Origin of the sequence: Bradyrhizobium erythrophlei (assembly GCF_900129505.1) — a bacterium.
Lineage (GTDB): Bacteria > Pseudomonadota > Alphaproteobacteria > Rhizobiales > Xanthobacteraceae > Bradyrhizobium > Bradyrhizobium erythrophlei_D.
In genome coordinates this window covers 6,206,811-6,219,845 of record NZ_LT670818.1, presented here as the reverse complement: position 1 = coordinate 6,219,845, position 13,035 = coordinate 6,206,811, and the positions used below count along the sequence as shown (strand labels likewise).

Annotated in this window: 11 protein-coding genes; 9 read left to right on the top strand and 2 right to left on the bottom strand. The window is 63.8% G+C overall.

What is annotated here, in order from left to right:
* Positions 1-129: 129 nt before the first annotated feature.
* From lptF to B5525_RS28750, 9 genes are all read left to right on the top strand, one after another.
* Positions 130-1,299 (top strand): LPS export ABC transporter permease LptF, encoded by a 1,170-nt coding sequence (gene lptF, locus B5525_RS28790; protein ID WP_079569029.1) that lies wholly within the window; start codon positions 130-132, stop codon positions 1,297-1,299.
* On the top strand, positions 1,296-2,393 hold the full coding sequence (gene lptG, locus B5525_RS28785) for an LPS export ABC transporter permease LptG (protein WP_079569028.1): 1,098 nt from the start codon (positions 1,296-1,298) through the stop codon (positions 2,391-2,393). The genes lptF and lptG overlap by 4 nt, the downstream gene beginning before the upstream one ends.
* A 29-nt stretch (positions 2,394-2,422) precedes the next feature.
* Positions 2,423-4,888, top strand: coding sequence for an LPS-assembly protein LptD (locus tag B5525_RS28780; RefSeq protein WP_079573912.1), 2,466 nt, complete (start codon positions 2,423-2,425; stop codon positions 4,886-4,888).
* A 79-nt stretch (positions 4,889-4,967) separates the two neighbouring features.
* A complete protein-coding gene (locus B5525_RS28775) occupies positions 4,968-5,903 on the top strand; it encodes a SurA N-terminal domain-containing protein (RefSeq protein ID WP_172899992.1) in 936 nt (311 codons plus the stop codon).
* 3 nt (positions 5,904-5,906) lie between these two features.
* Positions 5,907-6,911: a 4-hydroxythreonine-4-phosphate dehydrogenase PdxA gene (gene pdxA, locus B5525_RS28770; RefSeq protein WP_079569026.1), complete on the top strand. Its 1,005-nt coding sequence runs from the start codon at positions 5,907-5,909 to the stop codon at positions 6,909-6,911.
* Positions 6,908-7,774 carry a 16S rRNA (adenine(1518)-N(6)/adenine(1519)-N(6))-dimethyltransferase RsmA gene (rsmA, locus tag B5525_RS28765; RefSeq protein ID WP_079569025.1) on the top strand — a complete coding sequence of 289 codons (867 nt, stop codon included), beginning with the start codon at positions 6,908-6,910 and terminating at the stop codon, positions 7,772-7,774. The genes pdxA and rsmA overlap by 4 nt, the downstream gene beginning before the upstream one ends.
* A gap of 12 nt (positions 7,775-7,786) precedes the next feature.
* Positions 7,787-8,845, top strand: coding sequence for an alcohol dehydrogenase (locus B5525_RS28760; RefSeq protein ID WP_079569024.1), 1,059 nt, complete (start codon positions 7,787-7,789; stop codon positions 8,843-8,845).
* Between the two features lie 71 nt (positions 8,846-8,916).
* Positions 8,917-10,134 carry an ABC transporter substrate-binding protein gene (locus B5525_RS28755; RefSeq protein WP_079569023.1) on the top strand — a complete coding sequence of 406 codons (1,218 nt, stop codon included), beginning with the start codon at positions 8,917-8,919 and terminating at the stop codon, positions 10,132-10,134.
* 213 nt (positions 10,135-10,347) lie between these two features.
* Positions 10,348-11,328 carry a hypothetical protein gene (locus B5525_RS28750; protein WP_079569022.1) on the top strand — a complete coding sequence of 327 codons (981 nt, stop codon included), beginning with the start codon at positions 10,348-10,350 and terminating at the stop codon, positions 11,326-11,328.
* A gap of 121 nt (positions 11,329-11,449) precedes the next feature.
* Here B5525_RS28750 and gmk read toward each other — a convergent pair whose 3' ends face one another.
* Together gmk and B5525_RS28740 are read right to left on the bottom strand one after the other, a co-directional pair.
* Positions 11,450-12,109 carry a guanylate kinase gene (gmk, locus tag B5525_RS28745; protein WP_079569021.1) on the bottom strand — a complete coding sequence of 220 codons (660 nt, stop codon included), beginning with the start codon at positions 12,107-12,109 and terminating at the stop codon, positions 11,450-11,452.
* 3 nt (positions 12,110-12,112) lie between these two features.
* Positions 12,113-13,000 carry a YicC/YloC family endoribonuclease gene (locus B5525_RS28740; RefSeq protein ID WP_079569020.1) on the bottom strand — a complete coding sequence of 296 codons (888 nt, stop codon included), beginning with the start codon at positions 12,998-13,000 and terminating at the stop codon, positions 12,113-12,115.
* Between the last annotated feature and the right edge of the window lie 35 nt (positions 13,001-13,035).

Here is a 13,035-nt window from a genome sequence, read left to right as displayed (position 1 = left end):
GACGGATCAAAGGGATGGTAATGAGGACTGGCTGGCTGGATAAAGCGCGGCACGACCACAGGGGATCCCGGATTCGGGATTGGTCGTGGACGCAGTTCAGGTTCGGCGGGGCGGAATCGTGCGGTGGCGATGGGGTCGATCGACAGGTACATTTTTCGAACGACCCTGGCGTCGTTTGCGCTGGTTCTGGTCAGCCTGACGGGCGTGATCTGGATTACGCAGGCGTTGCGCGGCATCGACCTGATGACCAGCCAGGGCCAGACCATCGTGACCTTTCTCGGCATCACGAGCCTCGTGATCCCGGCGCTGGTCTTGATCATCTCGCCGATCGCACTGATGATCGCGATCTCGCACACCCTCAACAAGCTCGCGACCGACTCCGAGATCATCGTGATGAATGCGGCCGGCTTTTCGCCGTTCCGGCTGTTCCGTCCGTTCTTCTACGCCACCATCGTGGTGGCGATCATGGTCGCCTTCATCGCCGCCTATCTCTCGCCCGACGGCCTGCGCCGCCTGAAGCAATGGGATGCCGAAATCACCGCCGACGTGCTGACCAACATCCTGCAGCCCGGCCGCTTTGCCCAGCTCGACCAGAACCTGACCATCCGCATTCGCGAGCGGCAGCCGGGCGGCGTGCTCGCCGGCATCTTCGTCGACGACCGCCGCGATCCCAATGAACGTGTCACCATCGTCGCCGACCACGGAACGGTGCTGAAGAACAGCAGCGGGTCGTTCCTGGTCCTGGAAGATGGCAATCTGGAGCGCTTCGAGATCGGCAAGCGCGATCCCGCGCTGGTCGCGTTCGCCCGCTATGCGTTCGACATGTCGAAATTCTCCAATCAGGGCCACGACGCCGCGCTCGGGATTCGCGAGCGCTACCTCTGGGAATTGCTCGATCCGCCGCCGGACGATCCGGTCTACACGCAGGTGCCCGGACAATTCCGCGCCGAGCTGCATGACCGCTTCATGGCGCCGCTCTATCCGTTCGCATTCGCCGCCCTCACCTTCGCCTTCCTCGGCGCACCGCGCACCACGCGCCAGAGCCGCAATTTCTCGATCGGCAGTTCGATTCTCGCGGTGTTCGGGCTGCGGATGGCGGGATTTGCCTGTTCCGTCATGGCGGTGAAATCGCCGCTCGCCCCGTTCGTTCAATATCTGATGCTGGTGGCGACGATCGGCGCGGGCATCTGGATCATCCTGGCCGGCGTGGTGGTGGAACCGCCGCCGGCGCTGCTCGAGGCGATCAACAAATCGAACGCACGTCTGTTGCGGCTGTTCGGGCGGCCCGTCGCAGCATGAGCATGATGACCAACACGCTCGGGCGATATTTTGCCGGCCGCTTCGTGATCTCGGCGCTCGGTGTGTTTCTGAGCATCTTCCTGCTGCTGGTGCTGGTCGACTACATCGAAATGGTGAGGAAGACGTCGGGCCTGGTTTCGGCGTCGGCGGTCGTTGTCGCCGAGACGTCGCTGTTCCGCGTCCCGCAGCTGCTCGAAAAGATGATGCCGTTCTGCATCCTGATCGGGGCGATGACCTGTTATCTCGCGCTGTCGCGGCGGCTTGAGCTGGTGGTCGCGCGCGCCGCCGGCGTCTCGGCGTGGCAGTTCATCGCACCGGCGCTGGCCAGCGCCATCGTGCTCGGGATTTTGGCCACCGCCGCCTACAATCCGATGTCCGCCAATTTGCGCGAACTCTCCAAGCAGATGGAGGCGGATCTGTTCGGCTCCGCGCCCGGCGGCGGCATCCAGGACGCCTCCGGCTTCTGGCTCAACCTGATCAACAGCGACGGACAGGTCATCATCAACGCGGCGCGCAGCGAGCAGCAGGGCGTGCGGCTGACCGGACTGACGCTGTTCCGATTCGACAATGACTTCCAGTTCAAGGAGCGAATCGAGGCGCGCGAAGCGACGCTCGAGGACGGCTACTGGCTGTTCAAATCCGCCCGCCGCTATTCGCTCGACTCGCCCCCGGTCGAGCAGGACAGTTTCAGACTTGCGACCAGCCTGACCGCGGCCCAGGTCCGCAACAGTTTCTCCACCCCGGAGACTGTGTCCTTTTGGCAACTCCCGAGCTATATCCGATCTTCGGAGAGCTCGGGATTTGCGACCGCCGGCTACCGCCTGCAGTATCATAAGCTGCTCGCACAGCCGTTTTTGCTGGCCGCAATGGTCATGCTGGCGGCGTCCGTCTCGTTGCGCTTCTTCCGGATGGGCGGCGTGCAAAAGATGGTTTTGAGTGGCGTGGGCGCAGGCTTTCTGCTCTACGTTCTGTCGAAAGTAACTGAGGATTTGAGCAAGGCTGAGTTGATGCATCCGATCGCTGCGGCGTGGCTGCCCGTGTTGGTGGGCGGCCTCACCGGCTTTTTGGCCTTGCTGTACCAGGAGGACGGGTAGTGGCTGTGGTTGTCGCCGCCCGCCAGAGAATGTTGTCCGCGTTCCGGCGGCGCGCGCCCGTGCGCGGCGATCGCTCCCGCTTGGCTGGCGTCAGTGGGACCGTTCTCGCGCTGATGTTCGCCGCCGTCATTGGCGGCGCGGTTGCGTCCGCGACGCCCGCCTCGGCGCAGAGCTTCACCTACAATCCGCAACCGACCCGGCCGGTGGCGCCCCGCGTCGCCAACGACGGACAGATGCTCGTCCAGGCCGTCGAGGTCGACTACGACTACAACAACTCGCGGGTGTCGGCCGTCGGCAACGTGCAGATGTTTTACAACGGCACATCCGTCGAAGCCGACAAGGTCATCTACGACCAGAAGACCAAACGGCTGCATGCCGAAGGCAACATCCGCATGACCGATGCGGAAGGCAAGATTACCTACGCCAACATCATGGATCTGAGCGACGACTACCGCGACGGGTTCGTCGATTCGCTGCGCGTCGACACCGCCGACGCGACGCGGATGGCCGCGACACGCGCGGACCGCTCGAGCGGCAACTTCACCGTGTTCGAAAACGGCGTCTATACCGCCTGCGCCGCTTGCAAGGACGATCCGAAGAAGCCGCCGCTGTGGCAGGTCAAGGGCGCGCGCATCATTCACGACCAGAACGAGAAGATGCTGTACTTCGAGAACGCGCAGCTCGAGTTCTTCGGCGTTCCGATGGCCTATATGCCGTATTTCTCGACCCCCGATCCGACCGTCAAGCGCAAGACCGGGTTCCTGATGCCGGGCTTCTCATCGGACACGACCTACGGATATGGCGTTGAAACGCCGTTCTACTGGGCCATCGCGCCCGACTATGACGCGACCTTCAGCCCGCGCTTCACGACCCGGCAAGGCGTATTGATGCAGGCCGAATTCCGCCAGCGCCTGTTGAACGGCGCCTACCAGGTCCGCGCCTACGGCATCGATCAGCTTGATCCCGGCGCCTTCGCCGGCCAGCCCGGCGACCGCCAGTTCCGTGGCGGCGTCGAAACCAAGGGCCAGTTCGCGCTCAACGACAAATGGGTGTGGGGCTGGGATGGCGTTTTGCTCACGGACTATTACTTCTTCTCCGACTATCGGCTGGCCCAGTACAAGGATCCGCTCGGCTCGTTCCTGAGCCTGCCGACCGAAGCCATTTCGCAGCTCTATCTAACGGGCGTCGGCAATCGCAGCTATTTCGACGCGCGTACGATCTACTATCTGAGCTTCTCCGGCTTCCAGCAGAACGTTCCGGTCATTCACCCGGTCGTCGACTATTCGAACGTGCTCAACAGCCCGATCTTCGGCGGCGAAGTCAGCTACAAGACGAATTTCACCAGCCTGACGCGCAACGACGCCGTGTTTGACCCGATCACGACGCTGGCTAATACCGCCAGCCTGTGCACGACGACATCCGCCGATCCACTGGCGCGGACGCCGTCGCAATGCCTGCTGCGCGGCATGCCTGGCACCTATACGCGGCTGACGGGCGAGGCGCAGTGGCGGCGCTCGTTCACCGATTCCGCCGGTGAAATCTGGACGCCGTTTGCCAGCATCCGCGCCGACGCGATCGATGCTTCGATCTCGAACCAGCCGGGTGTCTCTAACTTCCTGCCGGTCGGCGACACGCAGGCGCTCCGGGTGATGCCGACGATCGGCCTCGAATATCGCTATCCCTTCATCAACGTGCAGCCGTGGGGCTCCACGACGATCGAGCCGATCGCACAGATCATCGCCCGTCCCAACGAATCCTATGCGGGCAAGCTTCCCAACGAAGACGCGCAGAGCATGGTCTTCGACGCCAGCAACTTGTTCAGCGTCGACAAATTCTCGGGCTATGACCGCGTCGAAGGCGGTGGCCGCGCCAATGTCGGCGTGCAGTCAACGACGCAGTTCGACCGCGGCGGATCGGTCAACGTGCTGTTCGGACAGTCCTACCAGCTGTTCGGCCTGAATTCCTACGCGGTGCAGGATGTGACCAATACCGGGGTCGATTCCGGCTTGCAGAACGCAAAATCCGATTACGTGGCGCGGGTCAATTATTCGCCCAACCGCACCTATACGTTCAGCGTGCGCACGCGGCTCGACGAGGCGACGCTCAACGTCAACCGTTTCGAGGCTGAAGGCCGGGCGGCGTTCGACCGCTGGTCGGTCAGCATGATGTACGGTAACTACGCGCCGCAGCCGGAACTGGGATACCTGACCCGCCGCGAAGGACTCCTGGGCACCGCCTCGGTCAAGCTCGCCGCGAACTGGGTGGTGACGGGGTCGGCGCGGTGGGATCTCGAAGCGAACAAGGTCAACCAGTACGTCGTCGGCGCCGGATATGTGGACGATTGCTTCGTGCTGGCGGCCAACTACGTGACGTCCTACAGTTACTCGGCCGGCACCACGCCGCCCGTGCTCAGTCACGCCTTCATGCTGCAGATCGGCTTGCGGACCATCGCCAATTCGGCCGCGTCGGCGAGCGGAGCCACTGGCGTTCAGTAGAACTGGCGTCGGCGGGCGACCGCAAGACCGGGTCCCACCGTCGCTGCAATTCGAATCGGCTGATATCGCGAACATGACCATGACAACGTTCTCTCATCGCCTCTCCTCTCTCATCCTCGGCTGTGCCGCGGGCCTTCTCTTGATGGCCTGCGCCACGCCGCTGCATGCGCAATCCGTCGCCGTCATGGTCAATGGCGACCCCATCACCACTTTCGATATCGAACAGCGCAGCAAGCTGAACTTCCTGACAACACACAAGCAAGCCGACCGACAGCAGGTGATCAACGAGCTGATCGATGAAAAGCTGAAGATCAAGGAAGCCAAGAAATACGGCGTCGACCCCGCCGATTCCGATGTCGATCAGGCGTTTGGCTCGATGGCCGGAAGGATGCGGATTTCGGCGGAACAACTGGCCAAATCCCTCGAAAGCCAGGGCATTCGGCCCGACACGCTGAAGTCCCGCATCAAGGCCGACATGGTTTGGACCAGCCTGGTGCGCGGACGGTACAAGGAGAGCCTCCAGGTCGGCGAGAAGGACGTCGCTGCCGCCGTCCAGGCCGGCGGCGGCGATGAAAAACAGCAAGCGGACGCCTTCGAGTACAAGATGCAGCCGATCGTTCTGATCGTGCCGCGGGGATCGGCCCAGGCCGTCATCGAGGGAAGGCAGAAGGAGGCCGAAACGCTGCGCAGCCGCGTGCAGAGCTGCGCCGAGGCCAACGCTCTCTTCAAGTCCATGCCCAATGCCGCGATACGCGATATCGTGGTGAAGACCTCGGCCGACATCCCGGAGGTTCTTCGTGACGGGCTCGACAAGACCCCGATCGGCCATCTGACCGCGCCCGAGATCACCAAGCAGGGCGTGGAGATGGTGGCGCTGTGCGCGAGGACGCCCACCACTATCGACACGCCGAAGAGGAAGGAAATCCGGGAAAAGATGTATGCGGAGAAATACACGGCGAAGTCGAACTGGTACCTGCAGGAACTCCACAAAGCCGCGATGATCGAATATCGTTGACGCATGGCAAAGCCGCTCGCGCTGACTTCAGGCGAACCCGCGGGCATCGGGCCCGACATCACCCTCGCGGCGTGGCTGCGCCGGACTGAACTGAAACTCCCCGCCTTTTACCTGCTCGGCGATCCCGACTTTCACAGGCACCGCGCAAAGCTGCTCGGGCTCACCGTTGCGATCGCCGAAATTCGCGCCGAGGACGCACTTGCTGCATTCCCCGACGTCTTGCCGGTGGTGGCCACCGGCCACCCCGCGACGGCGCAGCCGGGCCAGCCCGACCACAGCAGCGCGGACGCCGCCATCGCCTCCATCCGTCAGGCCGTCAGCGACGTCGCGGCCGGACGGGCCAGCGCGGTCGTCACCAATCCGATTGCCAAGAGCGTTCTCTACCGCGCAGGCTTCCGGCATCCCGGCCATACCGAGTTTCTCGCCGAACTGGCGGCGACCGGCGGCCACACGCCGCAGCCGGTGATGATGCTGTGGTCGCCTGTCCTCGCCGTCGTTCCCGTGACCATCCATCTGGCGCTGCGTGAGGCGATCGCGCAGCTGACGAGCGAACTGATCGTTACGACCGCCCGCATCGCGGTCGCGGATTTGAAGGCCCGCTTCGGCCTCGCCAATCCGCGGCTGGCGGTATCCGGCCTCAATCCGCACGCCGGCGAAGACGGCACGCTCGGCACCGAGGACCAGACCCTGGTGGCGCCCGCCGTCGAAATCCTGCGCAGAGAAGGCATCGCGGTTCACGGACCGCTGCCGGCGGACACCATGTTCCACGAAGCCGCACGCAAAACCTATGACTGCGCGATCTGCATGTATCACGATCAGGCGCTGATCCCGATCAAGACGCTGGCTTTCGACGACGCCGTCAACGTCACGCTTGGATTGCCGTTCATTCGCACCTCGCCCGATCACGGCACGGCGTTCGACATCGCCGGAACCGGCAAGGCCAATCCGTCCAGCCTGGTCGCGGCGTTGCGGCTCGCCGACCGCATGGCGGCGATGCAGGGCGCATGAGCGCGATCGACGACCTTCCGCCGCTTCGCGAGGTCATTCGCCAGCACGCCCTGTCCGCCCGCAAATCGCTGGGCCAGAACTTCCTGCTGGACCTCAACCTCACCGCGCGGATCGCGCGCGCCGCGGGCCCGCTGGAAGATGCCACGATCGTCGAGGTCGGCCCCGGTCCGGGCGGGCTGACGCGCGCGCTGTTGGCACTGGGGGCGCGGCACGTCATCGCGGTCGAGCGCGACCAGCGCGCCCTTCCGGCGCTCGAAGATATTTCCAGGCGATATCCGGGACGCCTGGAGATCGTCTGTGCCGACGCGCAGCATTTCGATCCGCGGCCGCTGATCGGCGCCACCAAGGCAAAGATCGTCGCCAACCTGCCCTACAATATCGCCACCGCGCTCCTGATCGACTGGCTGTCGATCGAACCGTGGCCGCCATGGTACGACATGATGGTCCTGATGTTTCAGCGCGAGGTGGCCGAGCGCATCGTCGCGCGCGAGGATGACGAAGCCTATGGACGGCTGGCGGTGCTCGCCAACTGGCGCGCCGAGACCAAGATCCTGTTCGACATTTCGCCGGCCGCCTTCGTGCCGCAACCCAAGGTCACCTCTTCCGTGGTGCGATTGGTGCCGCGCACCGCGCCGGCGCCGTGCGACCGCAAGGCGCTCGAACGGGTTGCCGCCGCCGCGTTCGGGCAGCGGCGGAAAATGCTGCGGCAGAGCCTCAAATCGCTCGGCGTCGACCCGGCCCAGCTGGCCGCGGCGGCGGATGTCGATCCGACGCGCCGCGCCGAGACCATTCCGGTCTCCGGCTTTGTTGCCATGGCCCGCGAATTGACCGATATACGAACCACAAAATCGAACGTGCCTTAGGAGAGAATCACCATGGCGCTGATGCGACGTCAATCACTGGTCAAATTCGATGCGCCATTGTGTGAGACCATCATCGACACGCCGAAGCCTGCCGCCAGGGAAGTCCTGGTCCGCATCGAGCGCTGCGGGCTGTGCCATTCCGACCTGCACATCCAGGACGGCTATGCCGATCTCGGCGGCGGCAAGCGGCTCGATACCACCCGCGGCATGACGCTGCCGTTCACGCTGGGCCACGAGATCGCCGGCGTCGTCGAGGAAGTCGGCCCCGACGCTTCGAAGGACCTGATCGACAAGAAGAAGGCGGTATTTCCCTGGATCGGCTGCGGCCAGTGCCGCGACTGCGCCAATGGCGACGAGAACCTCTGTCTCAAGCAGCGTTTTCTCGGTGTCTCCATCGACGGCGGTTTCGCCAGCCACGTACTGGTGCCGGACGCGAAATATTTGCTGGATTACGATCCGCTGCCGGTCAATCAGGCGGCGACGCTGATGTGCTCGGGCGTGACCGCCTACGGCGCGCTGAAGCGGCTGGTCGACCGGCCGCGGCAACGCAACCTCTTGCTGATCGGGCTTGGCGGTGTCGGCATGATGGGCCTTTCGTTCGCGCAGGCGATGTTCAAGCAGAAAATCTCGGTCGCGGATCTGAGCCCGGCCGCGCGCGAGGCGGCGCTCAAGAACGGCGCCGCCGTCGCCTATGATCCTTCCGAAGCCGACGTGGTCAAACGCATCATCAAGGAGACCGAAGGCGGGTTCGACGAGATCGTCGATTTCGCCGGCAACGAGAAGTCGATGGCGTTCGCGGTCTCGGTGATCGCCCGCGGCGGCAAGATCGTGGTGTCCGGATTAATGGGCGGTAATTTCAGCCTGCCCATGGTACAGTGGATCTACAAGCGCATGACGATCGAGGGTTTCATGGTCGGTACGCTGGCCGAAGCGCATGAGCTGATGGCGCTGGCGCGAGCCGGCAAGATCAAGCCGACCCCCATGAAGGAAGAACCGATGGGCGACGTCCAAAAATGGATCGATGAATTGCGCGCCGGCAAAGTCGTCGGGCGCATCGTGCTGAAGAACTGAGGCAGCGCATTTTATAAGCCTCGCCAAAAGAGGCGGAGTGCCATGTAGCCTCGCTTGACAGGGAGGACGTAATGGCTTGTTGGAGGAATCGTTCTGCTCTCGCCGCCATCGCGGCGCTCGCGCTGAGCCTGGCCGCGACGCCGGCCCCGGCACAGAAGCAATACAGTCCGGGCGCCAGCGACACCGAAATCAAGATCGGCACCACCACGCCCTATAGCGGCCCGGCGTCGGCCTATTCGGCCGGCGCGGTCTCCGCTACCGCCTATTTCGCGATGATCAACGACCAGGGCGGGGTCAACGGCCGCAAGATCAACTTCATCAGCCTGGACGACGCCTACAGCCCGCCCAAGACGGTGGAGCAGATCCGGCGCCTGATCGAAAGCGACGAAGTGCTGTTTCTGGTCAATCCGGTCGGCACCGCGACCAACATGGCCGTGGTGAAATACATCAACCAGAAGCAGGTGCCGCATCTGTTCATCGGCACCGGCGCGACCGTCTTCAACGACCCCGAGCATTATCCGTGGACAATGAGCTGGACGCCGCATTACGCGTCGGAAGGCGAGATCTACGCCAGGTACATCCTGTCTGCGAAACCCGATGCCAAGATCGGTATCCTGGCGCAGAACGACGATCTCGGCCGCGACTATCTGCTCGGCTTCAAACGCGGACTCGGCGACAAGGCGTCGACGATGATCGTGTCGACGCAAAGCTACAACACCACCGACCCGACCGTCGATTCTCAGGTGGTCTCGCTGAAGACGTCCGGCGCCGACGTGTTCTTCATCGTCACGATCCCCAAATTCTCTGCGCAAGCCATTCGCAAGGCCTATGACATCGACTGGCATCCGCAGGAATTCGTGGTCAGCGTCGGTTCGTCGATCGCGGGCGCGATCAAGCCGGCCGGGTTCGAGGCCGCAAAGGGCATCATCTCCGCGGCCTACCAGAAGGATCCGGCCGACCCGCAATGGCGGGACGATCCGCGGATGCAAGCCTGGAACGTGTGGATGGACAAATACAATCCGCGCATCAGCAAGAGCGACTACTACGCGCCCTATGGCTACAACATCGGTTACGCGGTGGTGCAACTGCTCAAGCAGTGCGGCGACAATCTCACGCGCGAGAACATCATGAAGCAGGCCTCACACCTGGACATGGAGCTGCCGCTGCTGCTGCCGGGGATCCGTCTCAAGACCAGCCCGACCGATCTGCGTCCGATCAAGCAGATGCGGCTGGTGCGCTTCGATGGCCAGCGCTACGTGCTGTTCAGCGACGTGCTCGCGAGCGACTGACCCTGCGCTGGAAAAGGCCGGGCTGCGCCGGAAAGTGGACGTCATCCAAACAATGACAAACAACCGCTGTCTTTTGGTCCGATATGGGGCGTTACGGCCGCAAATGCAGGCCCAAATTAAACCCTACCCGTTCCGGAATTGCGGCTCATTGCGACCCAAGTCTTTGCGGAGATATGGCCCGTGAAGTGTCGCGTATCATCACCGGAGGGGCACATGCCAGACAGAGCCGCGAAATTCGTCTCCGCAATCTTCGTCAGCGCGCTCGCGGTCGCCGCTCTCGCGTCCGTCACGCATGACGCGGCGCGCGCGGCGGACGATTGCCTTGCCGCTCCGAAGAACGAGACGCCCGAAGGCAGCCATTGGTACTATCGCATCGAGCACGGCACCAAACGCCATTGCTGGTATCTGCGGGGTGAAGGCGAAAAGCTATCGCAGACCGCCGAGCCCAATTCCTCCGCTGCGGCAAAGCCGGTTGCCGCCGCGCCAATGCAGCGTTCGGTCGCTGACGCCCGTGCCGAATGGCCGCAGCAGACGAGCATCGAACCGCCGGGGCACAACGACGCTCCGGCGATGCCAGCCAATCCGGCGGCGAGCCCAGATAACGCCGCGGGCGCGGACGCACCGCAGTCGGTTGTCGCCTCGCGCTGGCCCGATTCCCCGGCCGCGGGTTCGACGGCCAGTCCGCCAGCGCCGGCAGATCAAGTGGCCGCGAACATGCAAGCCGCGAATATGCAACAAGCCCCGAACATGCAATCGGCGTCGCCATCCGATTCGCCGCCATCGGATTCGTCGCAGTCAGCTACGCCGCAATCCGATTCAGCGCCATCGGATGCAACCGCGGCCGCTCCGCCGCCCGCGGCGGCCGCGGTTCCGCTCGCTACGGCGGATTCCTCGCAAGGCCTGCCCGCTTCGCTCCCGGTGCTGCTGGCTGTGATGAGCGGCGCGCTGGCGCTCGCCGGCATCACCGCCAGCCTCGTCCTCAAATTCGGCGGGGCGCGGCGCACGGCGCGCCAGCGCGTGCGCCGGAACCAGATCTGGGAATCGATGGACAACGACAACATCAGGCTGCCGGCTCACTCGGACGACGATGTCGTCCCTCGACGCCCCTTCCCGCGCGACCTCGATCAGGTCGCCGAGCCGAACGACAGGGTCGCCGATTTCTACGCGCAGATTTCAAAGCGGGCGCGCAGCTAGAGCATGATCCGGAAAAGTTGGTAGCGGTTTTCCCTCGACAAACGCGAAGTGTTTGCTCGGAGATCATGCTCAAACTAAGAGACGCGATCATGATCCGATCGGATCATGATCAAGCACCCGTCTACTTCTTCAGCTGCCGCTGCAGCTCGCGGACGAACGTCGTCAAACCGGTACGGCGTTCGCGCTTCAGCCGTTCGGCGTTGAGGATCGACTGCACTTCGGCAAACGCTTCGCCGATATCGTGATTGATCACGATGTAATCGTATTCGGCCCAATGGCTCATTTCGTGGCTGGCGCGGCTCATCCGGCCGCGGATCACCTCATCGGAATCCTGGGCCCGGGAGTGCAGCCGCTTTTCAAGATCGGCGGCGGACGGCGGCAGGATGAAGACGCTGACGACATCGGCGCGCGCCTTTTCCCGCAATTGCTGGGTGCCCTGCCAGTCGATATCGAACAGCACGTCCTGTCCCGCCGACAACGCCGCCTCGACCGGCGCGCGCGGCGTGCCGTAGCGGTTGTCGAACACGGTGGCCCACTCCAGCAGATCGCCGTGCTCGGCCATCGCTTCGAATTCGGCCTTGCCGATGAAGCGATAATCGCGGCCGTCGACTTCGCCCGGCCGCATCGGGCGCGTGGTCGCGGACACCGACATCTTCAGGCCGGGGGTGCGTTCGATCAGCAGGCGCGACAGCGTGGTCTTCCCGGCGCCCGAGGGCGACGACAGCACGAACATCAGCCCGCGCCGCTCAACTCCGTCGAAGCCGTGGCCATGCGCGGTCATGCCTCACTCCAGATTCTGAACCTGTTCGCGGAACTGCTCGACCACGTTCTTCATCGCAAGGCCCGTGTTGGTCAATTCAAGATCGTTCGATTTGGAGCAGCAGGTATTGACCTCGCGGTTGAATTCCTGCGCCAGGAAATCGAGCCGCCGTCCGATCGGGCCGCCCTTGCCGATCATCTCGCGCGTCTGCGAAACATGCGAGGCGATGCGGTCGAGTTCCTCGCGAATGTCGGCCTTGGCCGCGATCAACAGCGCCTCCTGGTTGAGCCGGTCGGGGTCGAAGCGATCGGAGGTTTCCAGCAACGCCGCGATCTGCTCGGCAAGCCGTGCCTTGATCGCCTCGGGCCGGCGGCCGGGAGCCGCCTCCGCCTTCTGCACCAGGCGTTCGAGCTCATCCATTCGCTGGCTCAGGATCTGCCCTAGCGTCACGCCCTCGCGCTGGCGCATCTCGACGAGGTCGAGCAGCGCCTGATCGAACGCGGCCGCGGCCGCCCCCTTTGCCGCCTTGTCTTCTTCCTCGCTGCTTTCGGGCTCGACGAGCTCGATGACGCCCTTGATTCCGAGGAGCCCGTCGATACTCGGCGCCACCGCATCGATCTTGCCGGCGAGCACACCGGCCACCTTCACGATCGAGGCCAGCACCTCCTCGTTGATACGGATCGTCGAGGCCGCGCCGGTACGCTTGACGTTCAGATTGGCATACACGGTACCGCGCGAGAGCACCTCGCCGGCGCGCTTCTTGGCGAAGGCTTCGAGTTCGTCCCATCCCGGCGGCAGCCGCATCCGCAGGTCGAAGCCCTTGGCATTGACCGACTTCAGCTCCCATTCGAAGGTGTAGGGTCCGCTGGCGCCATGGCTGCGCGCAAAACCGGTCATGCTCGACAGCGCCATCGCGTGAATTTCCCCGGCAGTTGAAAGGTGTGAGA

Bases quoted from the DNA above. Each gene is read 5' to 3' on its own strand.
- rsmA (WP_079569025.1), top strand. From the start codon at position 6,908: ATGAGCGCGATCGACGACCTTCCGCCGCTTCGCGAGGTCATTCGCCAG.
- B5525_RS28755 (WP_079569023.1), top strand. From the start codon at position 8,917: ATGGCTTGTTGGAGGAATCGTTCTGCTCTCGCCGCCATCGCGGCGCTC.
- B5525_RS28740 (WP_079569020.1), bottom strand. From the start codon at position 13,000: ATGGCGCTGTCGAGCATGACCGGTTTTGCGCGCAGCCATGGCGCCAGC.
- lptG (WP_079569028.1), top strand. From the start codon at position 1,296: ATGAGCATGATGACCAACACGCTCGGGCGATATTTTGCCGGCCGCTTC.
- B5525_RS28780 (WP_079573912.1), top strand. From the start codon at position 2,423: ATGTTGTCCGCGTTCCGGCGGCGCGCGCCCGTGCGCGGCGATCGCTCC.
- gmk (WP_079569021.1), bottom strand. From the start codon at position 12,109: ATGACCGCGCATGGCCACGGCTTCGACGGAGTTGAGCGGCGCGGGCTG.
- B5525_RS28760 (WP_079569024.1), top strand. From the start codon at position 7,787: ATGGCGCTGATGCGACGTCAATCACTGGTCAAATTCGATGCGCCATTG.
- pdxA (WP_079569026.1), top strand. From the start codon at position 5,907: ATGGCAAAGCCGCTCGCGCTGACTTCAGGCGAACCCGCGGGCATCGGG.
- lptF (WP_079569029.1), top strand. From the start codon at position 130: ATGGGGTCGATCGACAGGTACATTTTTCGAACGACCCTGGCGTCGTTT.
- B5525_RS28750 (WP_079569022.1), top strand. From the start codon at position 10,348: ATGCCAGACAGAGCCGCGAAATTCGTCTCCGCAATCTTCGTCAGCGCG.
- B5525_RS28775 (WP_172899992.1), top strand. From the start codon at position 4,968: ATGACAACGTTCTCTCATCGCCTCTCCTCTCTCATCCTCGGCTGTGCC.